This window comes from Streptomyces sp. NPDC004111, assembly GCF_042874215.1.
In the GTDB taxonomy this organism is placed as follows: Bacteria; Actinomycetota; Actinomycetes; order Streptomycetales; family Streptomycetaceae; genus Streptomyces.
On sequence record NZ_JBIAMU010000001.1, the window covers coordinates 666,766 to 688,421 of the forward strand.

Sequence of the window (21,656 nt, forward strand, 5' to 3'; positions counted from 1 at the left end):
CGGGGGGGCGGGCGCCCCCCGGGGGGGGCGGGGGGGGGGGGGGGGGGGGGGGGGGGGGGGGGGGGGGGGGGGCCCCCCCCCCCCCGGCCCTTTTCCGGCTCGGCCGCCGAAGTCCCTCCGGCCGGCCGCTCGCGCGTCCTTCAGCCGCCGAAGCTCCAGGAGACCGTGTTGCTCAGGTCGACGACGGTCAGGAGCACCACCAGGTCGGCGACGCCGAGGCCCAGTCCGAGCCAGGCGCGGAAGCGGCGGGTGGTGCCCCGGCGCAGGGCGAGCACGGCCAGCACGAGGGCCGCCGGTCCCAGCAGGATGTTCATCACGAGCAGTCCGACCAGGCCGAGTACGAACGCGGCCACGGCCATGCCGTCGGCGTCGCGCACCGCCGCGGAGCCGCGGCCGGCGGGGCGGTCGGGCCCGGTGGCCGTGTCGCGGGCGGTCTCTGTCGGGGTGGGTGCGGTGAGCTGCACGGTCGTTTCCTCTCTCTGCGGTGGCGGCGTCTCAGCGGTGGCGGCGTTCCCGTACGGCGAAGATCAGCAGCCAGCAGCCGATGAAGGCGGCGGCGATCAGCGTGACGTGGACGGGTACGTGGGCGACCGGGCCGAGCAGGACGCCCAGGAGCAGCAGTACGGCGACGAGTGCGATCACGGCTGAACACCTCGCGAGGGAGTGGGAGTTGAAGGTTTCGGTGAACACTTGTAGTTACAGTTGTCCACTGAACCACATCCCCATGCTTTCCTTCTTCGGAGAACGACTGTTTACTGGATGACATGAGTCACACCGCACCGGCCGCACCGCCCCCCGGGGTCCGGCAGGCCCAGAAGTTGAAGACCCGTCAGGCCCTGATGGACGCGGCCCTCGGCCTGCTGGAGCACCAGAGTCTGAGCAGCCTCGGCCTGCGGGAGGTGACCCGGTCGGTCGGGCTCGCCCCGACCGCGTTCTACCGGCACTTCAAGGACACCGCCGAACTGGGTGTCGCCCTGGTGGAGGCGTCGCTCGGCGGTCTGCACGAGGCGATCCGCGCGAGCCTGGCGGCGCCCGACGCGGACGACAGCGAGGCGCGGATCGCGCTGACCGTCGAGCTGATCGCGGACCTGGTGCGGTCCGCCCCCGCCCATGTGCGGTTCGTCGCGCGCGAACGGCACGGCGGGGTGCGGCCGGTGCGCGAGGCGATCGGCGGCCAACTGAAGCTGTTCGCGGAGGAGGTGGCCGACTCGCTCGGCGCCCTGCCGGACTCCGCGGGCTGGTCGCGCGAGGACCTGGAGATGCTGGCCGGGGTCTATGTGGACCACATGGTGATGACCGCGTCCGCGTTCCTGGAGGCGGGCCCCGACGCGGAGGCGACCGCCGAACTGGCCCGCCGGCAGCTGCGCCTGGTCAGTCTCGGCAGCCGCCACTGGCTCGACGCACGGCGCTGAGGGCTCGGCGCACGGCGCAGGGGCTGGGCGCTCGGCGCTGGGGTCTCGGCGCAGGGGTCTCGGCGCACGGCGCAGGGGTCTCGGCGCACGGCGCAGGGAGGGGCCCCGGGTGGCCACCGGGTGGTCCCCGGATGGCCCCCCGGTCAGGCCGCCTTCGGCAGCGGCGGCAGTACCGAAGGCCCCTTTGGTGTCGTGCGGTCGATGCCCCTGCGGGTGGCCGTCCGGGCGATCAGCAGGCAGTAGGCCGGGGCGAAGAGGAGTTCCAGGACGAGCGCCTGCCAGGGGGCGTCGGCCGCCGTGCCGGTGTCGGCCAGTTCGCCGAGTACGGCGGCGACGGTGTACGTGAGGGCGTTGTTCGCGGTGTGCAGCGCGATGCTCGCCTCCAGTCCCCCGGTACGGACGGTCAGCCAGCCCCACCACATCGCGGAGTAGAGGAGCAGCGCGAACCCGGTCTTCTCGCCCAGCCCGTGGGCCAGGGCGAACAGCAGGGAGGCGACCACGATCCCGGGCCACGGCGTGCGCACCCAGGCGCCGAAGGCCTGCACGAGCCAGCCGCGGAAGACGTACTCCTCGGCCGCGGCCTGGAACGGCACCAGCGCCCACAGCACCAGGATGCTGAGCAGCAGCATCGGCCAGTCGTCGAACCCGGCCGCCCGGGGAGTGTCCGCGGCGCCGTCCGGGTCGTCGGCCAGGTACGACCACAGCATCAGCAGGCCCAGTTGAAGCGCCATCAGCGGGAACGCGACCAGGGCGCACCGGCCGAGCCAGCCCGCGCGCAGCCGTCCGGTGACGGAGGAGACCGTGCCCGGCGGGCGGTGGCCGAACCAGCGGACGGCGAGGAGCACGGCCGGGATCGCGACGGCGATGGAGAGCAGACCGGCCGCCTGGTCCGCCAGCGGGTCGGTGAACAGCTGCTCGCTGTCCGGGTCCGCGGACCCGATGCCGAACCCGAGCGCGACCACTTCGGACACGACGACGGCGACCACGGTGGCGCAGCCCACGAAGAGCAGCACCATCAGGACCTCGACGATCCGGCCGACCGGGTTCTGCCTGCCGTTCCTGGCCTGCTCGTCGTAGCGCGAGCCGGGCGGGGCGGCGGTCGGACCGGCGGCGGGACCGGCCCCGGGCGGGGGCGCCCAGGCGTGCGGGGGCGGCGGGGGCGGCCAGCCGGGAGGTGCGTCGGACATACGGGGTGCCTTCTCGTGGACTCGCAGGGGTGCGCGGTTGCGGGGAGGCGGGGAGTGCGGGCGGACGGGACACCGGTCCGGCCACGTGCGCCGCGGGGCGGCGGCACTGCCGCGCGGGCCGTCCGTCGTCCACGGCGGCATCCCCGCAGCCGTGCCCAGGCTATCCGCCGCCGGCCGACCGCCGTGGACCGTCGCCAGCGGGGGCTGCGAGAATGGCCGACTGTGACGATTCGTGTGCTGCTCGCCGACGACCAGGAGATGGTGCGCCGCGGTATGCGGCGGATCCTGGAGGCCCAGACGGACATCGAGGTGGTCGGCGAGGCCGTCGACGGGGTGGACGCGCTGGCGGCGGCCCGCCGGCTGCGGCCGGACGTCGCGCTCGTGGACGTACGGATGCCGCGGATGGACGGTCTGGAGGTCACCCGCACCTTGCAGGCGACCTCGGCCGAACTGCCCGTGAAGGTAGTCGTCGTCACCACCTTCGACCTCGACGAGTACGTCTATCCGGCGCTGCGGTACGGCGCGGTGGGCTTCCTCCTCAAGCGCTCGGGGCCCGCCCTGCTGGTGGAGGCGGTGCGCGCGGCGGTGGCGGGCGACAGCCTGATCAGCCCGTCGGTCACGGTACGGCTGCTGAAGCACGTCACCGGCGAACGGCGCACGGCCCCGCCCGCCACCGGGGCGCCCCGGCTGCCGAGTCCGTCCGCCGAACTCCCGCCCATGGTCGAGAAGCTGACCAAGCGGGAGATCGAGATCGCGGCGAAGGTCGCCGAGGGGCTGACCAACGTGGACATCGCGGACGCGATGTTCATCACGCCGGGCACGGTCAAGACCCATGTCGCGAGCGTCCAGCGCAAACTCGGCGTCCGCAACCGGGTCGGCATCGCCGTCCGCGCCTGGGAAATGGGCTACGCGACCGGAGCACTGGGCGGCCCGGCATGAGACTTCCCGGCACGGGACGGCGGAGTGCGGGACGGGTGGGTGCGGGGCGGCGGGGTGCGGCGTCGCCCGGGAGCGGAGGGCCCGGGAGCGGGCAGCTCGCCGACGAGCGGCTCGATGGCGGACGGCTCGATGGCGGACGGCTCGGGAACGGGCGGCCCGGTACCGGACAGCTCGACAACGGGCAACTGGATGGCGAGCGGCTCGGAAACGGATGGCCCGAGGCGGGTTCGGCAGGGGCGGGGCCTGGTGCCGGGGAGCCCACAGCGGGGCCAACCGGCGCGCGGCAGAAGGCACTCGGGCAGTCGGCACTCGGGCAGGCCGCGCTCGGGCAGGCCGCCGCGGACACGGCCGATGTGGCGTCCGGCAGTGCCGCGTCAGGCGATGACGTATCTGGCGATGACGTATCTGGCGGTACCGCGTTCGGCAAGCGTGTGGGTGCCGGGGCGGGGCGCGCGGTGGTTGGGCGCGGGCGGTGGGGCTCGTGGCGGGCGTGGTGCTGCGGGCTGAGCGCCGTACTGCTGCTGGGGCCCGCGATCCTGGGCCCGCCCCTGGGGCTGCTGCTGGCATTCAGTGCGCTGGCGGCCGTGTTCGCGGTGCTGGTGCCCCTGCCGGTGGGCCGGATCACCCTGCCGGTGGCGGCGTTCGCGGTCGCCGCGCTGTCCGTCGTCGCCGATGTCGGGTACCGCGGGGTACCCGGGATCACGCTGCTGTGGATGCCCTTCGAGTTCGCCGCGCTGCTGGTCCTCACCGGGCGGCTGACCCGTGGGACGTACCGCGGGGCCGTGCCGTTCGGGGTGGCGGCGGCGGTGACGGCGCTGGTGGCGCTCGCGCTTCCGCTGCGTTTCGCCCTGCGCAACCCGCAGTCGGCGGACGGCGGCCCGCTGCTGCTGGTGCTGGTCGCGTTGGTGCCGGTGGCGGGCGCGGTACTGACCGGCGGCAGGCTGCGCGCGGGGGACGTACGCCGCCGCCGGGCCGTGCTGCGGGCCCGGCGGGAGCAGCGGCTGCACATGGCCCGCCTCCTGCACGACTTCGTCGCCCACGAACTGACCGGCATGCTCCTCGAAGTGCAGGCGGCGCAGGCCACGCCCTACGAGCCCGAGGAGCACCGCGAGTTCCTCGGCAGACTGGAGGAGTCGGGGCTGCGGGCGCTGGACCAGATGGACCGCGCCCTGCACACCCTGCGCGCCCCGGACCCGGCGGAGTCCGCCGCGCCGGGCGAGGTCCCGGGCAACGTGCCGGACGTCGTACCGGGTACGGAACCGAACGGCGTACCGGGCGAACGACCCGACGGCTCAAGGCCCCACTCCTCGGAGGCACTCCCGGGGCCGGCCGCGCCGCAGCTGCTCGTCCACGGCCTCGCGGACCTGCCGGACCTCGTGGCCCGCTTCTCGTCGTCCGGCCGCGTCCCCACCGCCCTCGACCTGGACGGGGAACTGGTCGGCGTACTGCGGCGGGAGACGGACGAGACGGCGTACGGCATGGTCCTGGAGGCCCTGACCAATGTGCGCAGACACGCGCCCGGCGCGACCTCGGTGACGGTGTCCGCGCGGCGGGACGGCAAGGCGCGGCTGCGGATGGTCGTCACCGACGACGGAGGCGGCCCCGGCGACACGCTGCTCGCCCAACGACGGGGCGGCGGAACGGGGCTCGTGGGGATGCGCGAACGGTTCGCCGTACTGGGCGGAGAACTGACGGCGGGACGGCCCGAAACAGGTGGCTGGCAGGTCACCGGCACCCTGCCGATCTGACACACACCCCGCCGCTGGACAACGCACCGCCGCACGACCGCGACCGGCCCGCCGCGCACGCTTCTGCCACACCGGCCCGCCGCGCACATCCCTTCCACACCCAGTGCGCCGAAGCACAATCGCCGCCGACCCACCACGCACGGCCCTGCCCCGCACGGCTCGCCGCGCGGGGCCCTGCCACACACGGTGCTCGGGGATCACAACCGCCGGCGACCCACCAGCACGGCCCTCCCCCGCACAGCCAGCCCCACAGGGCCCCGCCACACGCAGCCCACCTGAACGCGGACGCCACCAATCCGCCGCACAGTGCGCCGAAGCACAATCGCCGCCGACCCACCACGCACGGCCCTGCCCCGCACAGCGCACCTCGCGGAGCCCTGCCACACACGGTGCTCGGGGATCACAATCACCGGCGACCCACCAGCACGTCCCTCCCCCGCACAGCCAACCCCACAGGGCCCCGCCACACGCAGCCCACCTGAACGCGGACGCCACCAATCCGCCGCACCGCGCACCCGCGTGCAATAGCCCGGAACACGATCACCACCGAGCCCGCCTCGCGCGGTTCCGCCAAGCACCGTCCCGCCCCGCGCAGTCCGCCGAAGAGCGGTCGCCGTCGGACCGCCCGCACGGTCCGCCACCGTGCGGGCGCCGGTCCGCCGCACAGCCCACCCCCGCACGCTGCCCGCGCACACCGCCCAACGCAGCGCAGCGCACCGCACCGCACCGCCCCAACCGATCTCTGCCAAACGGCAGATGTGCCCCCGTCACGCAGACGGAAATCTGGAGGTCGTCACCCACCCATACCCACCGACCCGCACCGGAGGCCCCCTCGTGCTGGAACTCATCGACATCACCAAGGTCTACCGCGGCGGCAAACGCGCCGTGGACCGCGTGACGCTGCGCATGGAGAGCGGCATGCTCGGTCTTCTCGGGCCGAACGGCGCCGGCAAGTCCTCGCTGATGCGGATCGCCTCGACGATCACCCGTCCGACCGAGGGCCGGGTCCTCTTCGACGGTACGGACGTGGTGGCCAGGCCCGACGTGCTGCGGCGCGCGCTCGGCTATCTCCCGCAGGACTTCGGGGTCTACCCGAACCTCAGCGCGCGCGAGTTCCTCGCGTACCTGGCCGCCGCCAAAGGGCTCTCCGCCCGCTCGGCGCGCAACCGGATCGACGAACTCCTCGAACTGGTCAACCTGACGGAGGCGGCCGGGCGCCCCCTCGGCAAGTACTCCGGCGGCATGCTGCGGCGGGTGGGCATCGCGCAGGCGCTGCTCGCCGATCCGCGGGTGATCGTCGTGGACGAGCCGACCGCGGGCCTCGACCCCGAGGAGCGCGTCCGCTTCCGCAATCTGCTGAGCGAACTGGCCGCGGACCGGGTGGTGATGCTCTCCACCCACATCGTCTCCGACGTCGAGTCCGTCGCCACCGACATCGCCGTGGTGGCAGGGGGCAGGCTGCTGCACCGGGGCTCCCCCGAGCAGTTGATCGCCGCCGCCGAAGGCCGGGTCTGGGAGGTCGTCGCGGACCCGGCCGACCTGCCGGTGCTGCAACGGAGCCACGTGGTCAGCCGGTTGGTGCGGACGAGCAGCGGCGTCCGCGTACGGCTGCTGGCCGACCGGGCGCCGTACGCGGACGCCCGGCAGGTGGCGCCGGACCTGGAGGACGCCTACCTGGCGACCGTCCACCACGGCGGCGCCCCGCCGACACCGCACCACGCCTCCAGTCCCGCGACACCGCACCACGCCCCCTCCCCCGCGCCACCGAACCATCCGCCTCACCCGCATCCCCATCCACACCCCCACGCGCACCCGCGCCCCCACCGTGCGGAAGGGCGATAGCCGTGCGGAATCTCCTTGCCCTCGCCGTCGGTGACTTCCGGGACCGGGTGCGCCGTCCCGCCTACTTCGTGATCCTCCTCGCGGCCGTCGGCCTCGGCTGGCTCGCCACCCCTGCTGGGGAGGCGGGCTGGGTGGTGGTGCAGGTGGGCGAGTACCGGGGCCGGTACAACAGCGCCTACACCGGCACGATCGTCGCGCTCGCCGGGGCCGTCTGGCTCTCCCTCGGCGGCTTCTACGTCGTCCGCAACGCCCTCTCCCGGGACGAGAGCACGGGGGTCGGCCGGCTCCTCGCCTCGACCCCGCTGTCCGCCCCCCGCTATCTCGCGTCGAAGTTCCTCAGCAGCGTCCTGGTCCTGGCCTCGATGCTCGGGGTGCTGGTGGTGACCGCCATGGTCATGCAGCTCGCCCGGGGCGAGGTGACGGCCGTCGACCCCGTCGCGCTGCTGACGCCGTTCGTGCTGGTCGCGCTGCCGCTGATGGTGTTCACCGCGGCCGCCGCCCTCCTCTTCGAAGCGATTCCGGTGCTGCGGGCGGGGTTCGGCAACGTCGTCTGGTTCTTCGTCTGGTCGGTGCTGGCGATCGGCGGGCAGTCGCCGGACGCCCCGCTCGGCGGCATCGGTGTGCACCCGGTGGTGCGGTCGCTCGGTACGGCGCTGGAGGCGCAGGGCATCGACCCGTCCCGGGTGGGCGAGTTCAGCCTGGGGCTGACCCTCATCGACGAGCCGCTGAAGACCTTCGCCTGGGACGGCTTCGCGCCGAGCGGCGGCTACCTGCTGACCCGGCTCGCCCTCGTACTGCTCGCAGTGCTGCTGGCGCTGCTGCCGCTCGCGTGGTTCCCGCGCTTCGATACGGCGCGGGGGCACGCCGCACGGGGACACGCCGCACGGGCTGCCGCGACCACACGGGGGCGCACCACACGGGCAGCCGCGACCGCACAGAGTGCCGCGACCGTACCCCCGGCCGTCGCGAGCGGCCCGCAGCCGCCCGCCGGGATCTTCCCCGGCGCGGTCGGCGAGGCGGTTCCCAGCGCGGTCGGCGAGACGGTTCCCAGCGCGGTCGGCGAGACGGTTCCCAGCGCGGTCGGAGAGGCGGTTCCCGCCGCGCACCCCGCGGTCTTCGGCGGCGCGCCCCGCTCCCCCGTCGAGCGGCGGAACCCGGCGCTGCGGCTGTTCGCCGGCGAGGTGCGGATCCTGGTCCAGGGGGTCGCCCTCTGGTGGTGGGCCGGTGCGGTCCTGCTGGCGGTGGTCTCCCAGCTGGTCACCCCGGCCACCGCGGTCGCCCGCGTGCTGCTCCCGATGGCCTGGCTGTGGCCGGTGCTGATCTGGTCCCGGCTGGGCACGCAGCGGTACGAGACCGGGGTCGACGCCCTGCTCGGCGCCTGCCCCTCGGCGCACCGGCGGATCCTCGCCGAGTGGGGTGCGGGGTTCCTGCTCACCGCGGTGGCCGGTGCCGGGCCAGCGCTGCGGATGGCGACCGGCGGGGACACGGCGGGGCTGCTGCACTGGTTCCTCGGAGCGCTGTTCGTTCCGTCGCTCGCGCTGGCCCTCGGCTCGCTGAGCCGTACGCACCGGCTGTTCCAGGCCGTGTACCTGCCCCTGTGGTACGCGGCGGTCAACGGCATCGCGCCCCTCGACTTCATGGGCGCCCTGCGCGGTCCGGACGGTCTGCCCGTGGGCATGGCGCCGGGGGTGGTGCTCGGCGCGGCGGTGGTCATGCTCGGCGTCGTCCTCACCACGAGCGGAATGCGCCGCGCGGCGAGGTAATAGGCCCACGCCCTTATGCCGCGCTTGCATTAGCCCGCGCATGCAATTATTGTTTTCGCTCGTAAGGCGCTACCGCAATGCATCCCGGAAGGGTGTCCCCATGCCCCTCGCACTCCTCGCCCTCGCCATCGGGGCCTTCGGAATCGGCACCACCGAGTTCGTGATCATGGGACTGCTCCCCGAAGTCGCCGCCGACTTCGGTGTCTCGGTCCCCACCGCAGGATTCCTGGTCACCGGGTACGCCCTCGGGGTCATGTTCGGCGCACCGCTGATGACCGTCCTGGGCACCAGGATCTCCCGCAAGAACATGCTGATGCTCCTGATGGGGCTGTTCATCGCGGGCAACGTCGTCTCGGCCCTCGCCCCCACCTTCTCGGTGATGGTGGTCGGCCGGGTGGTCGCCTCGCTCGCCCACGGCGCGTTCTTCGGCATCGGCTCGGTGGTCGCCGCCGAACTGGTCGCACCCGAGAAGAAGGCCGGCGCCATCTCGATGATGTTCACCGGACTGACCGTCGCCAACGTCGTCGGCGTACCGCTGGGCACCTTCGTCGGGCAGAGCGCGGGCTGGCGGGTCACCTTCTTCATCGTGGCGGCGCTCGGCGTCGTCGGCCTGGCGGGCATCGCCAAGCTGGTGCCCGACGTGCCCAAGGCCGAGGGCGTACGGCTGCGGCACGAAGTGGCCGCCTTCACGAACGTGCAGGTCCTGCTGGCCATGGCGATGACCGTGCTCGGCTTCGGCGGAGTCTTCGCCGCCATCACCTACATCGCCCCGATGATGACCGAGGTCACCGGCTACGCGCCGTCCTCCGTCACCTGGCTCCTGGTCCTGTTCGGCCTGGGCATGGTCGCCGGAAACCTGACCGGCGGAAAGTTCGCCGACCGCAAGCTCATGCCGATGCTCTTCACGGCGCTCGGCGGGCTGGCGGTGGTCCTGGCCCTGTTCACCGTCGGCGCGCAGAACAAGGTCACGGCAGCCGTCGCGGTCTTCCTCGTCGGAGCCCTCGGCTTCGCCACCGTCCCGCCGCTCCAGAAGCGGGTGCTGGACTACGCCCACGGGGCGCCCACCCTGGCCTCCGCGGTCAACATCGGCGCCTTCAACCTGGGCAACGCACTGGCCGCCTGGCTCGGCGGACTCGTCATCGCCGCCGGGTTCGGCTACACCTCGCCGAACTGGGTGGGCGCGGCCCTGGCCGCCGCGGCACTCGCCCTCGCCCTGGTCTCCGGATTCCTGGAGCGCCGGGAGCCCGCCCGCGCCGCGGAAACCGCCTCCCCGGTGATCGCCGCTTCGACCGGCAGTACGACGACCGGCGGTACGACGCCGCAGACCGGCGGCACCGGGCCGGACCGGACACCGGCCGCCCAGCCCCTGGCCGCCCGGCACTGACCGCCCGGCACTGACCGCCGCGGACGGCGCCCTCACCCCCGTAACCCCTCCGAACCCCTCCCCCTCCAGCCCTCGTGGCACTAAGGAAAAGCGCAACCATGACTTCCCTCCCCCAGGTCCCCACCGTCACCCTGAACAACGGCGTCACGATGCCTCAGCTCGGCTTCGGCGTCTTCCAGGTGCCGGACGACGAGACCACCGCCGCCGTCGCCGCCGCCCTCCGCGCCGGGTACCGCAGCATCGACACCGCCGCGATCTACGGCAACGAGCGGGGCGTCGGCCGGGCCGTCGCCGACTCGGGCATCGCCCGCGACGAGCTGTTCGTCACCACCAAGCTCTGGAACGCCGACCAGGGGTACGACACCACGCTGACCGCCTTCGACGCCTCGCTCGACAAGCTGGGCCTCGACCACGTCGACCTGTACCTGATCCACTGGCCCACCCCGGCCCGCGACCTGTACACCGACACCTGGCGCGCCCTGGAGAAGCTGCTCGCGGACGGCCGCACCCGCGCCATCGGCGTCTCCAACTTCCAGCCCGCCCACCTGGAGCGGCTGATCGACGCGTCCTCGGTCGTCCCGGCCGTCAACCAGGTGGAGCTGCACCCGGGCCTCCAGCAGCGGGAACTGCGCGAGTTCCACGCCCGGCACGGCATCGTCACCGAGGCCTGGAGCCCGCTGGCACAGGGCGCGGTGCTCAAGGACGAGGCGATCACCTCGGTGGCGGCGGCACACGGCAAGAGCCCGGCCCAGGTCGTGCTGCGCTGGCACCTGCAGACCGGCAACGTCGTCATCCCCAAGTCGGTCACCGAGTCCCGCATCCGCGAGAACCTCGACGTCTTCGACTTCGCCCTGAGCGAGCGGGAGATCGACGCCATCGGCGCCCTGGACCGAGGCATGCGCACCGGCCCGGACCCCGACACCCTCAACTGATCCGCCCCGGTCGGGGGCGGAGCCACCGCGGCCCCGCCCCGGCCGTCGTTCCGCGCGGGCGCCCCGGCCTACGGGCCGGCCGCCCCGCGCAGTCGCCCGCCCAGTCGCTCGGCCAGTCGCTCGACGAAGACGCGCTGGCCCGTAACGAGCAGTTCGGCGGCCCGCTCCGGCGTGCACCAGCAGAACCGGTCCATCTCCGGGAACTCCTGGTGCACGCCGGATCCGCGCGGCCACTCCATGACGAAGGTGCCCGGCACCGCGTCCGCCGGGTCGAGGTCCGCCTCCAGCGCCCACACGGTGACCGTCTTGCCGCTGTTCTGCCGGGCCTCGCCGAGCGGCAGCCACGTCCCGTCGGGGACGGGCAGCCCGAGTTCCTCCTCGAACTCGCGGCGGGCCGCCGCCGCGGGCTCCTCCTTTGGGCCGTACTCCCCCTTGGGGACCGACCAGGCGGCGGCCTCCTTCCGCGCCCAGAACGGGCCGCCCATGTGCCCGATGAGCACCTCGAAGTCCGCCGTGCCCGCCGGACCCCCGGCCCCGGCACCCGTGATCCGGAAGAGGAGCAGTCCGGCACTGCGCTTTCCCGTCGCCATGCGGTCAAGTCTGCGCCCCGCGGCACGGCCGCGCCCCGCCTCTCCCGTACGAGGAGGCGGGGCGCAGCCGTGCGGAGTCCCCCTGAGGGGGCGGGATCAGACCAGTTCGCCCGCGCGGGCGACGACGCGTCCCGCGTGCACGACCATGTCGCGCTGCGGCATGTCCACCACGACCTGCGGGGTGCACTCGGCGCGCAGGAGCATGAAGTCGGCCGGGTCGCCGGGCTTGAAGGAGGACCGGTCCAGGCCCATCACGTCGGCGCCGCCGTGCGAGCCGACCGTGAAGCAGTCGTCGAGCTCCGCGTCGAGGCGCACGTCGGTGATCCAGCCGAGGATGTGCGTGCGGTGCAGCATGTCGGCGTTGCCGAACGGGCTCCAGGAGTCGCGCACGCCGTCGGAGCCGAGGCCGACGCGGACGCCGTGCTCACGCAGCTTGGCGATCGGCAGGACGAGGGACTCGTTGGGCGCCACCGTGGTCAGCGCGATGTCCAGTGCGCCGAGGTCGGCGGCCATCGTCTCCAGGTCGCCCGCCGACATCTTCGGCAGGCAGAAGACGTGGCTGACGGTGACCTTGCCCTGCAGGGACAGGGCCCGGGTGCGCTCGATGATGCCGCGCAGGACCTTGACGCCCTTCTCGTCACGGTCGTGCAGGTGGATGTCGACGCCCACGCCGTAGCGGTCGGCCAGCCGGAAGACGAGGTCGAGCTGCTCGTCGAGGGCGTGGTCGAAGCTGATCGGGTCGATGCCGCCGATCATGTCGACGAGACCGCTGCGCGCGGCGTCCTCCAGGAGCTTGGCGGTGCCCGGGGTGCGGATCACACCGTGCTGCGGGAAGCCGACGATCTGCACGTCCAGCGCGTGCGCCAGCCGCTCGCGCGCCTCGGCGACGCCTTCGAGGCCCTTCAGGCCGTAGGCCGGGGCGACGTCGGCGTGGGCGCGCATGGCTCGGGTGCCGCGGGTGACGGCGTGCGCCATCAGCCCGTACGCCCGCTCCCCTACCGAGCGGCGCTCGCTGCGGAACACCTCGACGTCCTGGGCGCAGTAGTCCGCGATCCCGCCGGCCGGCTTGCGCGACAGCCAGTCGCCGCCCCAGGTGGTCTTGTCCGGGTGGATGTGCGCGTCGACGAGGGAGGGCAGCGCGATGCGCCCGCCGCCGTCGATGATCCGGGCGTTCCTGGGGGCGGGGCGGTCGCTGATCCGGCCGTCGATCACCGTCAGGTCGACGGACTTCTTCGCACCGTAGGGGCGTACGTCGCGGAAGACCGCGGTGGCGCCGCGGCGGCGCTCGTCGCCGCCCCGGCCGGCCGGGTCGTCCGCCGCTGCCGCGCGGGCGGTCGCCGCCGTACCGAGGGCGGCGCCGGTGCCCGCGAGGGACGCGGCACCCGCGAGAACACCACGCCGGGAGAGGGGAGGGGGAACCATGGGGGGACTCCTTACGGTCTGCGGACGGCTTGCGGTCCTGGGGGAGACTCCCGCTTTTGTATACCAACCACTGAGTGCGGACAAGATTCCGCCCGCACTTCACCGTATCTTCGCGCCCCGCGGGGCCACCCGGCTACTTCTTGGTATACAAATCATCGCCGAAGAGCGAGTGCAGGGCCACCGCGCGGCTGTCGCGCACGTGCAGGAAGGTCGCGGCTGCCGCCGCCTCCTCGTCGCCTGCCGCGATGTGGCGCAGCATCTCGGCGTGCTGGGCCCGCATGTGCGCGGGCTCCTCCCGCATCCCGAAGAGCAGCTGGAGCTGCCAGCTCAGCTGCTCCATGGTCCGTACGAGCAGCGGATTGCCGGCCAGCGCCACGACCTCCTCGTGGAACGCGGTGTGCGCGGCCACCTCGCGCTCCCCCTGCCCCACCGCCGCCGCCTGCTCGGCGCGGGCCAGCAGGGCGCGCAGCGCCTCGACGCCCCGCGGTTCGCCCGCCACGGACGCCACCCGGCGCGCCGCCAGCCGGGACGCCTGGACGGCGAGCGGCTCCCAGACCTCGTACAGGTACCGCACGTCGGCCCGCTCCAGACTGCGCACCCGGACCCCGCTGTGCGGCAGCAGTTCCAGGAGCCCCTCGGAGACCAGGGCGCGCAGCGCCTCGCGCACCGGCACCCGGGACATCCGCAGTTCCTCGGCGACCTCGCGCTCCACCAGGCGCGAGCCCATCGGGTAGCGCCGGTCGACGATCCGTTGCCGGACCGCCTCGCGCGCCCGCGCGCTCAGCGACTGCCGCGAGCCCCCGGCCGCCGACCGTCCCCGCACGCCCTCGTCCGTACCCGCGTCCGCCGCGCCGTCCGCCACCGGGATCCGCCTCCGCTCACCTCACCGCAGGCCGTCGTACGGGCCGCGCCCCGGCGAGAATACGCGCCCGGCCCGGCCCCGAGCCGCTGCCCGGGGACCCGTGCGCCCCGGTCCCGCCCCAGCCCCGAGCCGTGCCCGGGGGACGTCGGCACGCCTCGCGCACGCAATGAACAGGTCAAGGATCCCGTTGGTACGGCGTTCCTCGGAATAGTCGCCCCGGGAAACAGGTTCGGCCTACACGCAACCCGACCGAAGCACTACCGACGCACCACCGCGAGAAGCTGAACTACGCACAGCCGCACCGAAGTCCATCACGCACCGCCACCGTTCCCGAGACCCGCCCCCGGAGGCCCTCCGCAATGTCCCAGTCGACGACCAGCTCCACACGCCGAACAGGCGGCGTCGTCCCTGTCCTCGCCTTCACCGGCATCGTCGTCGCTGTCATGCAGACCCTGCTCGTGCCCGTCATCAAGGACCTGCCCGAGCTGCTCAACACCTCGCCGTCCAACGCCACTTGGGTGATGACGGCGACCCTGCTGGCCGGAGCCGTGGCCACCCCGATCATGGGCCGGCTCGGCGATCTCGGGGGCAAGCGGCGGATGCTGCTGACCAGCCTCGCGATCATGGTGGTGGGCTCGTTGGTCTGCGCCTTCACCGACCAGCTCCTCGTGATGATCGCGGGCCGGGTGCTGCAGGGCTTCGCGATGGGCGCCATTCCGCTCGGCATCGGCCTGATGCGCGACATGCTGCCCGCCGAGAAGCTCGGCTCCGCCATGGCCCTGATGTCCTCCTCCATAGGCGTCGGCGGCGGCCTCGCCCTGCCGCTGGCCGCGCTCGTCGCCCAGCACGCCGACTGGCACACCCTGTTCTTCGGCGCGGCCGGCCTCGGCGTCCTCGCCATCGCCCTGACGCTGGCCGTCGTACCGGAGTCGCCGCTGCGCGCCCCGGGCAGGTTCGACGTCGCGGGCGCCCTCGGCCTCACCCTCGGGCTGGTCCTGCTCCTGCTGCCCGTCACCAAGGGCAGCGACTGGGGCTGGGGCAGCGGCACCACGCTGGGACTGTTCGGCGCGGCGCTCGTCGTGCTGGCCGGCTGGGGCGTGATGGAACTGCGCGTCAAGGCCCCGCTGGTGGACCTGCGCACCACCGCCCGGCGCGAGGTGCTGCTCACCAACCTCGCGTCCATCATGGTCGGGGTCGCCTTCTACGCGATCTCGCTGGTCCTCCCCCAGCTGCTCCAGCTGCCCTCCGCCACCGGCTACGGTCTCGGCCAGTCGATGGTCGTCGCGGGGCTGTGCGTCGCACCGCTGGGCCTGACGATGATGTTCACCGCGCCCGTCTACGCCCGTCTCTCGGCACGGTTCGGCCCGAAGGTCACCCTGATCCTCGGCATGCTGATCATCGCGATCGGTTACGGCGCCGGGCTCGGGCTCATGAGCGCCGCCTGGCAGACGATCGTGATCTCGGTGGTCGTGGGCGCCGGCATAGGCCTGGCGTACTCGTCGCTGCCCGCGCTCATCATCGGCGCGGTCGACCCGTCCGAGACGGGTGCGGCCAACGGTCTGAACACCCTGATGCGCTCGATCGGCACCTCGGTGTCCTCGGCGGTCATCGGGATGGTGCTGGCCAACTCCGCGCAGCACGTGGGCGGCGTCGCGATTCCCACGATGGAGGGCTTCCGCACCGCCTTCCTCATCGCGACCGCAGCGGTCGCGGTGGGCGTACTGCTCGCCCTGGGCCTGCCGAAGCGCCGGACGGCCACCGCCGCGCAGCACGTACAGCTGCGGGCCAGCAGCGAGGAGGACGCGCGTCTGGCGCGGGCCGCCGCCGCCACGCGGCACGGCGCGGAGCCCTCCGTACCGCAGGAGGCGGCGCGCGCGGAGCGGGCGGCACGGGGCTGACCCCGGCCGCGGGGGGCGGGGTCAGTCCCCGCCCCTCGCGCGCCTGCTGTGCCGGGCCACCCGGGCCCGGTTGCCGCAGGCCGTCGTGCACCACTCGCGCCGTGCCGGGTTCTTCAGGAAGTACAGGACGCAGCCGGGCGCGGGGCAGGCGCGCACCTTGCCGGCGTCCGGGCCGCTGAACAGCCCGACGCCCCGCGCGGCCACCTCGCCGAGTGCCACCAGCAGCGGATCGGGCTCCGGCCAGCGCGGTACGGCCGTGAAGCCGGAGCCCGGGAGAAGCTCCTCCCACCGCGAGGCGAGCCGGGCCGCCGCGTTGACCACCTGGACGTCACTGGTCTCGGGCGGACGCGGCCGGGTCGCGGTCGCGGCACCGGCGAGACCGCGCAGCGCGTGCCGCAGTTCCAGGAAACGCGCGAGGTGGGCCTCGCCCGCGGGCACCGGGTCGTCGAGGAACCCGCCGAGCCCCTCGCTGAACGCGTCGCGGTGCAGGGCCAGCCACCGGTCCAGGTCACCGGCCCCGCCGAGGGCGTCGACGACACGGCCGCGCACACCGCCCCGGATGAAGGTGGTGTTGACGAGTTCGAGGGGCAGCGGCTCGCCGCGCAGCGGGAGTCGGTCCACCTCGGAGGTGACCGGCGGCGACGGTCGGGACGGCTGGTGTTCGGCGCGGGGGCCCATGCATGCATCTTGCCCGTTGGACCGGGGGTCGTGGAAGCTAATGCCTGTCTATATATTGAACCGTTAGCTCTCCCGCAGGAGCTTCAGCACCGGCCCCCGCCCCGACCGGTGGGACACCACGGAAGGAACCTTCGTGCCCGACACCTCCACCCTGCCGAGTTCCGCCCCCGTGGTGTCGCCACCGGACCGTGCCGTTCCCGACCGTGCCGCCACCGACCAGGCAGAGCAGGCAGAGCAGGCAGACCAGGACAACTCCGCGCCGCAGCGGACCCGTTGGCAGCGCTGCGCGGCCGTACTCGCCGGAAAGGCGCCGTCCCGCGCTCCGATACCCGCCGTTGCCGCCATGACCGCCTACGGGGTCGCGGTCATGCTCCTGCTCGTCTGCATCGGCGTACTGCTGCACGAGCCGCTGCTCATCCCCTCGCTGGCCGCCAGCGCCGCCCTCGTCTTCGGCGCCCCCGGCCTGCCGCTGGCCCAGCCCCGCAGCGTCGTCGGCGGCCAGCTGATCTCGACCACGATCGGTCTGGCCGCGGTCGCGGTGGGCGGCAGTTCGCTGTGGACGGCGGCGGTCGCGGGCGGTCTCACCATCGGCGCGATGGCGTGGGCCCGCACCCCGCACTCCCCCGCGACGGCCAGCGCCGTCATCGTGGTCCTCACCGACCCGGCCCCGCTGACCTTCCTCGCCCTGCTGACCCTGGGCACGCTGGTGATCGTGGCGGCGGGCGCACTCCTGGGCCGCGTCGACCGCGTGAGCCACAGTTACCCCGCCTACTGGTGGTAGACCGGCCCCGCCACCTTTCCTGACCCCGGCGCCCGGGACTTCCCTGACCCCGGCGCCCCGGACCTTCCTGACCCCGGCGCCCCGGCCCCGTGAAGAGGGCGCCGTCGGCACGCCCCATCAGGCCTCCGGGACCAGCCGCCAGAGCGACGTGGTCTCGGCGCCGCGGGCCGCGTGGAACGGGTCGGTGGCGTCCGCGGCGCGCGGGTGCCGCGGCACGGTGCCGGTGCGCTCCACGACGCGCAGCCCCGACTCCGCGATCGCGGTGAGCAGTTGCCCGCGCGTCCTCAGCCCGAGCAGTTCCGCCAGGTCCGACAGTACGAGCCAGCCCTCGCCGCCCGGCCGCAGGTGGGCGGTCAGTCCGGCGAGGAACCCGTGCAGCATGGCGCCGCCCGGGTCGTAGACACCCTGCTCGACGGCGCCCGCCGGACGGCCGGGCAGCCAGGGCGGATTGCACACGACGAGGTCCGCCCGGCCCTCGGGGAACAGGCACGGCCCCGTCACCTCGACGCACCCGTCCAGGGCCAGCCGCCGGACGTTGTCCTGTGCGCAGGCCAGGGCGCGCACGCTGCTGTCGGTGGCCACGACACGGCGGACGCCCCGCCTGGCCAGCACCGCCGCCAGCACCCCCGTACCCGTCCCCAGGTCGAACGCCGTACCTCCGGCCGGACCCCCCTGGACGGCCGCCCGGGGCAGCGGGGCATCCGCGACCAGGCCGACGTACTCGCCCCGCACGGGTGCGAACACCCCGTAGTGGGGGTGCACCCGGTCGCCGAGCGCCGGTACCTCCACACCTCGGGCACGCCACTGGTGCGCGCCGATCACCCCCAGCAGTTCCCTGAGAGAGACCACCACGGGACCCTCCTGCCGACCGTACGCCTCGCGGCACGCCCGCCGTACGTCGGGGGCCCGGCGCAGTGCCAGGGTGTAGTCCTCCTCCAGCAGCACCAGCAACTTGCCGAGAACGAGCGCCCGGTGGCCGCTCGCCCGCCGGTGCAGCCGGTAGGCCTCGCCCGGAGCGAGCCCGGAAGCCTCGGCGGCGGCCCCTGCGGAGGCCCGGGTTCCTGGTTTCGGGGCGGCTCCGGGCGCGGTGCGGTCGACGCGCCGGCCCATGGCCGTGAGCAGCTGCCGGGCGTTGTGGAAGTCGCCCCGCCAGAGCAGACCCGTCCCCTCGCAGGCCAGACGGTGGGCGTCGGCGGCCTTCGTACGGTCGTCGGCGACGACGACGCGGCGGGGCAACGGGCTGCCGTTCTCGGAATGCCAGCGGGCGGAACGGGTGATGCGGTCGTCCTGCGTCCAGTGGATCGTGGACACCATGTACTCCTCGTGATCGAACGTGCGGGACACGACGAGCACTTCGACGAGGAGCGGAGCGGGAGGGGAGGGCAGACCGGGCCGCCGCCCGGCCGCTGCGGGCGGCGGGGCGGACGGGTACGGCGGGGTGGCCGGTCGGCGGCTACCGCTCTCGCGTCGAAGCGCGGGAGCGGACGTCCCAGACAACCATGCCGAGCATGTCGATCAGCCCTTTCGGAACTTCCGGAATCCGGAGGCGAGGAAGCAGACTCGCACAGCCCCGGCCGGGCCGCCAAGTGCGTTTACGGATGCGGCCGTTGACGGGAGCCGCACGCCCCCTCAGCCGGCCCCCAGCCGGGCCGCCGGCTCGCGCGGCAGCGGATAGATCCGCTCCGCGGGCAGCAGCCGCCTGGCCTTCGCCGCCTGTCCGGCCTGCACCAGCGCCGCCGCCCTGCGGATCCGCGGCGTGAGGTCGGTGAGCCCGACGGTCCACTCGTCGGTGAAGGTACGGATCAGGCCGCGCCCGATGCCGACCTGAATGCTGTAGTGGTTCAGCGCGGCCCCGCGCGGCGACCGTTCCGGGTCCCACTGCACATGTACGGGCGCCTGCGCCACCTCCGCCGGGTCGGACGTGGTGAGCACCGCCAGGGACAGGGCCTCCTCCCAGCCCTCCCGCGTCATCCGCACCGCCAGTACGCGCTCCTGGCCCGGCTTGCGGGCCCAGTTGCTGCGGTGCATCAGCCACATCAGGGACGGCTTGATCCACGTCATCCGGTGGAACGAGAACGGCGCGACGAAGCGGCCCGCCCGCAGTGCCGCGTCGGCGATGGCCGGCGGGTACGCCTGGTACACCACGACGGTGCGGGCGTCGAAGTCGGCGCGGATCTCGTACGGGGCTGCCATGCGCCGCACCCTGCCACCGCGCCCGCACGGCCCGCGAGCCGTTTTCCCCGACGCCGGGCACCGGCCGCGCGTCCCCCGGAAGCCCCCGCGCATCCCATTCCCCCGCACCTCACTCCCCCGCGGAGCGCACCCCGCCCACCGCGCCGAGCCCGGACTCGTACAGGACCCGGTCGACCGTCTCCCGCAGGGAGCTGGCGGCCGGAACCACCGTCTCGGCGCCACCGGGCAGCAGGTCGCGGGGCCGGTACCACTCGCGCAGCACCTCGACGCCCACCTCGTCGGCGATCGGCTTGGTGGCGTGCCGGGCGACGGTCTCCTCGAACGGCACGTCCAGGTAGTACCAGTGGCTGCGGGCACGGTAGTCGGCGTGCAGCCCGGCGAGCATCCCGCCGTAGCGGTCGGCGTACAGGATGCCTTCGAGGACCGTGTGGAAGCCGTGTTCCAGGGCGTACCGGACGGTGAGGTCGATGAGGCCGATGTTCGCGCCGCCGGGTCTGTCGTGCTCGCGGAGCACCACCCGGCGCAGGTTGTCCTGGCCGACCAGGGCGATGCCCCGCCCGTACCGTTCGCGCAGCCCGGCGGCGACGGAACTCTTGCCGGAGGCGCTGTTGCCGCGCAGCACCACGAGCCGGGTCGGGGGAGCGGTTGTCACCCGAGGAGGCTATCGGGACCGGCGGCCGAGCAGGTGCGCCCGGCCGCCTCCGGGCCACCGCAAACTCCTTTGCCGACCCCTCGCCCGCTGTGCCAGGGTCGCCCGGTGACTTCTCCCCGATGCGACGTGCCGCGCTGGCAGTTCGAGCTGACCTGGTCGTTGTTCGAGTACCACTTGGAGCGTCTGGAGCCCGCCGACCTCCTGTGGGAGCCGGCCGCCCTGTGCTGGAACGTCCGCCGGGACGCTACGGGCGGCTGGGTCCCCGACTGGGCGGACGCTGAGCCCGATCCGGTGCCGGTCCCCACGGCCGGCTGGGTGAGCTGGCACCTGGGATGGTGGCTGAGCGTGGCCACCGACCACGTGCACGGCCGGACGCCCCGCGCCCGCGAGGAGATCGTCTGGCCGGGGACGCGGGACGGGGCGGTGGCCGACTGGCTGCGCGGCCTGCGTACGGACTGGCTGGCCGGACTGGACCGGCTCACCGACGCCGACCTCGACCGCACGGCGGCCTTCCCGTGGAACGACGACCCCGGGCGCACCGTCGCGCACACGGTCGCCTGGGTGAACGCGGAACTCATGAAGAACGTCGCGGAGATCGGCCAACTGCGCCTGCTGCGCGCGGCATCACCCGGCGGACCCGGCACGGAGGACCCGGCAGCTCCCTGAGCGCGGCCGGCGCCGAAGCCTCGGGCCCCGGAGCCCTGCGAGGTCCTAGAGCTCTTCGAGGTCTTCGAGGTGGCGGGTGTCGCCGAGACGTACGACCTGGCGGTTGTGGAAGAAGTCGTCCTCGTGCAGCGTGGTGATGCTGCCGGACGGCGCCCGGAAGCTGACGTAGTCCGCCGACTCGACCGGCATCCTGATCCACGCGGCCACCACGAACGTCAGGGACCCGCCGTGCGTCACCACGATCTGGTGCCAGCACGGGCGCCGCAGGATGTCGTCCGTGGCCGCGTAGAGACGCCGCGCCCACTCCGCCTTGGTCTCGCCGCCCGGCACCCCCTCGTCGTGCTCCATCCGCTCCCCTACGGCGGGCGGCGGCACGAACCGCCGGTCCAGCCACTCCTGCGGCCGTCCCCCCGCCTCGCCGTACGACTTCTCCCGCAGCCTGCGGTCCAGCACCGGCTCCGTGCCGAACAGCCCGGCCACCTCCTGCGCCGTGCGCCGGGTGCGCTCGAGGTCGGAGGAGAACAGCTCCACCTCCTCGCCCCGCGGAATCGCCGCCCGCAGCGCGCGGGCGACGGCCGCCGCCGCACGGACACCGGCGGGCGTCAGGTGCGAGTCGTGCCAGCCGCCGACGACCCCTTCGACGTGATGCGTCGCCTCGGGGTGGGTGACGACGTGGAGCGTGCGCATGGGTGCCTGCCTTTCCGGCC

Annotated in this window: 21 protein-coding genes; 10 read left to right on the forward strand and 11 right to left on the reverse strand. The window is 73.8% G+C overall.

Features of this window, described 5'->3' with window-relative positions; genetic code table 11:
• Positions 1-140: 140 nt before the first annotated feature.
• Together ACFYVL_RS02975 and ACFYVL_RS02980 are read right to left on the reverse strand one after the other, a co-directional pair.
• A complete protein-coding gene (locus ACFYVL_RS02975) occupies positions 141-464 on the reverse strand; it encodes a DUF4190 domain-containing protein (protein WP_389240992.1) in 324 nt (107 codons plus the stop codon).
• 31 nt (positions 465-495) lie between these two features.
• The gene (locus ACFYVL_RS02980) at positions 496-642 is read right to left on the reverse strand and encodes a hypothetical protein (RefSeq protein ID WP_389240993.1); all 147 of its coding nucleotides are present in this window, start codon (positions 640-642) and stop codon (positions 496-498) included.
• 122 nt (positions 643-764) lie between these two features.
• Between ACFYVL_RS02980 and ACFYVL_RS02985 the strand changes: the two genes are divergently transcribed.
• The gene (locus ACFYVL_RS02985) at positions 765-1,412 is read left to right on the forward strand and encodes a TetR family transcriptional regulator (RefSeq protein ID WP_389240994.1); all 648 of its coding nucleotides are present in this window, start codon (positions 765-767) and stop codon (positions 1,410-1,412) included.
• A gap of 143 nt (positions 1,413-1,555) precedes the next feature.
• Here the strand turns inward: ACFYVL_RS02985 and ACFYVL_RS02990 are convergent, their stop codons facing one another.
• Positions 1,556-2,599, reverse strand: a complete 1,044-nt coding sequence (locus ACFYVL_RS02990) for a CPBP family intramembrane glutamic endopeptidase (RefSeq protein WP_389240995.1) — start codon at positions 2,597-2,599, stop codon at positions 1,556-1,558.
• Between the two features lie 222 nt (positions 2,600-2,821).
• On the opposite strand from ACFYVL_RS02990, the gene ACFYVL_RS02995 reads away from it, so the two are divergent.
• The 6 genes from ACFYVL_RS02995 to ACFYVL_RS03020 all read left to right on the forward strand — a co-directional run bounded on the left by ACFYVL_RS02995 (position 2,822) and on the right by ACFYVL_RS03020 (position 11,207).
• Positions 2,822-3,538, forward strand: coding sequence for a response regulator (locus ACFYVL_RS02995; RefSeq protein ID WP_389240996.1), 717 nt, complete (start codon positions 2,822-2,824; stop codon positions 3,536-3,538).
• A 455-nt stretch (positions 3,539-3,993) separates the two neighbouring features.
• A complete protein-coding gene (locus ACFYVL_RS03000; protein ID WP_389240997.1) occupies positions 3,994-5,286 on the forward strand; it encodes a sensor histidine kinase in 1,293 nt (430 codons plus the stop codon).
• A gap of 834 nt (positions 5,287-6,120) precedes the next feature.
• The gene (locus ACFYVL_RS03005) at positions 6,121-7,128 is read left to right on the forward strand and encodes an ABC transporter ATP-binding protein (RefSeq protein ID WP_389240998.1); all 1,008 of its coding nucleotides are present in this window, start codon (positions 6,121-6,123) and stop codon (positions 7,126-7,128) included.
• 2 nt (positions 7,129-7,130) lie between these two features.
• Positions 7,131-8,891: an ABC transporter permease gene (locus tag ACFYVL_RS03010; protein WP_389240999.1), complete on the forward strand. Its 1,761-nt coding sequence runs from the start codon at positions 7,131-7,133 to the stop codon at positions 8,889-8,891.
• A gap of 100 nt (positions 8,892-8,991) precedes the next feature.
• Positions 8,992-10,275, forward strand: a complete 1,284-nt coding sequence (locus tag ACFYVL_RS03015) for an MFS transporter (protein ID WP_389241000.1) — start codon at positions 8,992-8,994, stop codon at positions 10,273-10,275.
• Between the two features lie 98 nt (positions 10,276-10,373).
• Complete coding sequence (locus tag ACFYVL_RS03020) at positions 10,374-11,207, forward strand: aldo/keto reductase (protein WP_389241001.1); 834 nt, start codon at positions 10,374-10,376, stop codon at positions 11,205-11,207.
• 68 nt (positions 11,208-11,275) lie between these two features.
• Here the strand turns inward: ACFYVL_RS03020 and ACFYVL_RS03025 are convergent, their stop codons facing one another.
• The 3 genes from ACFYVL_RS03025 to ACFYVL_RS03035 all read right to left on the reverse strand — a co-directional run bounded on the left by ACFYVL_RS03025 (position 11,276) and on the right by ACFYVL_RS03035 (position 14,042).
• Positions 11,276-11,797 carry an NUDIX domain-containing protein gene (locus tag ACFYVL_RS03025; protein WP_389241002.1) on the reverse strand — a complete coding sequence of 174 codons (522 nt, stop codon included), beginning with the start codon at positions 11,795-11,797 and terminating at the stop codon, positions 11,276-11,278.
• Between the two features lie 96 nt (positions 11,798-11,893).
• Positions 11,894-13,219 (reverse strand): amidohydrolase, encoded by a 1,326-nt coding sequence (locus ACFYVL_RS03030; protein ID WP_389241003.1) that lies wholly within the window; start codon positions 13,217-13,219, stop codon positions 11,894-11,896.
• 133 nt (positions 13,220-13,352) lie between these two features.
• Complete coding sequence (locus tag ACFYVL_RS03035; protein WP_389241305.1) at positions 13,353-14,042, reverse strand: GntR family transcriptional regulator; 690 nt, start codon at positions 14,040-14,042, stop codon at positions 13,353-13,355.
• A gap of 398 nt (positions 14,043-14,440) precedes the next feature.
• On the opposite strand from ACFYVL_RS03035, the gene ACFYVL_RS03040 reads away from it, so the two are divergent.
• Positions 14,441-15,979: an MFS transporter gene (locus ACFYVL_RS03040; RefSeq protein ID WP_389241004.1), complete on the forward strand. Its 1,539-nt coding sequence runs from the start codon at positions 14,441-14,443 to the stop codon at positions 15,977-15,979.
• A gap of 21 nt (positions 15,980-16,000) precedes the next feature.
• On the opposite strand, the gene ACFYVL_RS03045 is transcribed toward ACFYVL_RS03040, so the two are convergent.
• On the reverse strand, positions 16,001-16,657 hold the full coding sequence (locus tag ACFYVL_RS03045) for a CGNR zinc finger domain-containing protein (protein ID WP_389241005.1): 657 nt from the start codon (positions 16,655-16,657) through the stop codon (positions 16,001-16,003).
• 133 nt (positions 16,658-16,790) lie between these two features.
• On the opposite strand from ACFYVL_RS03045, the gene ACFYVL_RS03050 reads away from it, so the two are divergent.
• Positions 16,791-17,438 carry an HPP family protein gene (locus tag ACFYVL_RS03050; protein WP_389241006.1) on the forward strand — a complete coding sequence of 216 codons (648 nt, stop codon included), beginning with the start codon at positions 16,791-16,793 and terminating at the stop codon, positions 17,436-17,438.
• A 117-nt stretch (positions 17,439-17,555) separates the two neighbouring features.
• Here the strand turns inward: ACFYVL_RS03050 and ACFYVL_RS03055 are convergent, their stop codons facing one another.
• The 3 genes from ACFYVL_RS03055 to ACFYVL_RS03065 all read right to left on the reverse strand — a co-directional run bounded on the left by ACFYVL_RS03055 (position 17,556) and on the right by ACFYVL_RS03065 (position 20,283).
• Positions 17,556-18,752 carry a methyltransferase gene (locus tag ACFYVL_RS03055; protein ID WP_389241306.1) on the reverse strand — a complete coding sequence of 399 codons (1,197 nt, stop codon included), beginning with the start codon at positions 18,750-18,752 and terminating at the stop codon, positions 17,556-17,558.
• 315 nt (positions 18,753-19,067) lie between these two features.
• Positions 19,068-19,631 (reverse strand): DUF4291 domain-containing protein, encoded by a 564-nt coding sequence (locus ACFYVL_RS03060; protein ID WP_389241007.1) that lies wholly within the window; start codon positions 19,629-19,631, stop codon positions 19,068-19,070.
• A gap of 109 nt (positions 19,632-19,740) precedes the next feature.
• Positions 19,741-20,283, reverse strand: coding sequence for a kinase (locus ACFYVL_RS03065; protein WP_389241008.1), 543 nt, complete (start codon positions 20,281-20,283; stop codon positions 19,741-19,743).
• Between the two features lie 105 nt (positions 20,284-20,388).
• Here ACFYVL_RS03065 and ACFYVL_RS03070 point away from each other — a divergent pair, with 105 nt between their 5' ends.
• Entirely contained in the window at positions 20,389-20,949 is a 561-nt protein-coding gene (locus ACFYVL_RS03070) for a DinB family protein (RefSeq protein WP_389241009.1), read from the forward strand.
• Positions 20,950-20,994: 45 nt separating this feature from the next.
• Here the strand turns inward: ACFYVL_RS03070 and ACFYVL_RS03075 are convergent, their stop codons facing one another.
• Positions 20,995-21,636 carry a histidine phosphatase family protein gene (locus ACFYVL_RS03075; RefSeq protein ID WP_389241010.1) on the reverse strand — a complete coding sequence of 214 codons (642 nt, stop codon included), beginning with the start codon at positions 21,634-21,636 and terminating at the stop codon, positions 20,995-20,997.
• Positions 21,637-21,656: the final 20 nt, after the last annotated feature.

Coding starts and splice junctions, on each gene's coding strand:
- ACFYVL_RS03045 (WP_389241005.1), bottom strand. CDS start 16,657: ATGGGCCCCCGCGCCGAACACCAGCCGTCCCGACCGTCGCCGCCGGTC.
- ACFYVL_RS03075 (WP_389241010.1), bottom strand. CDS start 21,636: ATGCGCACGCTCCACGTCGTCACCCACCCCGAGGCGACGCATCACGTC.
- ACFYVL_RS03025 (WP_389241002.1), bottom strand. CDS start 11,797: ATGGCGACGGGAAAGCGCAGTGCCGGACTGCTCCTCTTCCGGATCACG.
- ACFYVL_RS03040 (WP_389241004.1), top strand. CDS start 14,441: ATGTCCCAGTCGACGACCAGCTCCACACGCCGAACAGGCGGCGTCGTC.
- ACFYVL_RS03055 (WP_389241306.1), bottom strand. CDS start 18,752: ATGGTGTCCACGATCCACTGGACGCAGGACGACCGCATCACCCGTTCC.
- ACFYVL_RS02985 (WP_389240994.1), top strand. CDS start 765: ATGAGTCACACCGCACCGGCCGCACCGCCCCCCGGGGTCCGGCAGGCC.
- ACFYVL_RS03060 (WP_389241007.1), bottom strand. CDS start 19,631: ATGGCAGCCCCGTACGAGATCCGCGCCGACTTCGACGCCCGCACCGTC.
- ACFYVL_RS03030 (WP_389241003.1), bottom strand. CDS start 13,219: ATGGTTCCCCCTCCCCTCTCCCGGCGTGGTGTTCTCGCGGGTGCCGCG.
- ACFYVL_RS03015 (WP_389241000.1), top strand. CDS start 8,992: ATGCCCCTCGCACTCCTCGCCCTCGCCATCGGGGCCTTCGGAATCGGC.
- ACFYVL_RS03020 (WP_389241001.1), top strand. CDS start 10,374: ATGACTTCCCTCCCCCAGGTCCCCACCGTCACCCTGAACAACGGCGTC.
- ACFYVL_RS02990 (WP_389240995.1), bottom strand. CDS start 2,599: ATGTCCGACGCACCTCCCGGCTGGCCGCCCCCGCCGCCCCCGCACGCC.